Annotated in this window: 1 protein-coding gene; it reads right to left on the bottom strand. The window is 32.4% G+C overall.

Going from position 1 to position 919, the window contains the following annotated elements:
* Positions 1 to 485: 485 nt before the first annotated feature.
* Positions 486 to 749, bottom strand: a complete 264-nt coding sequence (locus tag L2764_RS27380; protein ID WP_248943480.1) for a hypothetical protein — start codon at positions 747 to 749, stop codon at positions 486 to 488.
* Between the last annotated feature and the right edge of the window lie 170 nt (positions 750 to 919).

Genomic DNA, 919 nt, shown 5'->3' with positions numbered 1-919 from the left:
CTATGAACTCTGTTATTTTATTTTTATCAGCTTCAGGAAAATATTTAAAGTTTTCTAAAAAACAACGACCATAATCAACGGTATACATAAATTATCTTATTCTTAAGTGCCTGCATGGATGTTATTTACCCATGCGGAGATATTAAATTTAATTACTATTAAGTAGGTGGTTACCGCATCACCGTTAAAATGAACCTTAATTATTTATTCTCAACCCCACTCAGTCAATGCGACATTAACCAAGTGTATAGGTCTTTACCTTTTAGACCTTTAGGTTTTTTTACTGTGTCTGAATCAACACATTTTGTCATTCTCTCAAGGTTGTATGTGAAAGAATTTTTCTGCTTTTTTTGCTTATTCATCTCATCGCCTTCATGTTCACAAAAAGACTCTTTAATTTCATGTTGTAAAAGCATGTCCTATTTTACTCTCAAGAATAATACATTGTATTTAGCTAATATAAGCACAGTATAACAAATTTCACTCTAGCTATATGAATATTCTTTCCATGGAATTCGAGAAGGGTGGATGTTAGATAAAAAATTAACTATATCCTTGCGACCTCTATATTTGGGGGTTCCTCGTGAATCTTGGGCCATAAGAATCAACGGTATCCCTGAAAATAAACACATAAATGACTTCATTGCTTTTTCACTTTCATACTGAGAGTTAACTATACCCATTTTCACAACAACTATTGCGAAATTGATACCCTGCTCATTTATAACAGCACCTTGTATTTTCATCATTAAATCCCTTTTATTCTACCTAGAATTTTTCCCTTAGAATGCTTGGTATAGCTAAATTTAAAAATTCTTCTTGGCTTTTTCTGTTTGTTCTTTTAAACCTCTGGCAAGTTAACACCTTGTTACACAAAAGGGAAGGTAGCAACGCAAAAACAACAATCAGCAAGTTAGTG

Origin of the sequence: Shewanella surugensis (genome assembly GCF_023284005.1) — a bacterium.
Lineage (GTDB): Bacteria > Pseudomonadota > Gammaproteobacteria > Enterobacterales > Shewanellaceae > Shewanella > Shewanella surugensis.
The sequence above is the reverse complement of the archived record's forward strand: the minus strand, read 5'-3'. Positions and strand labels throughout refer to the sequence as shown.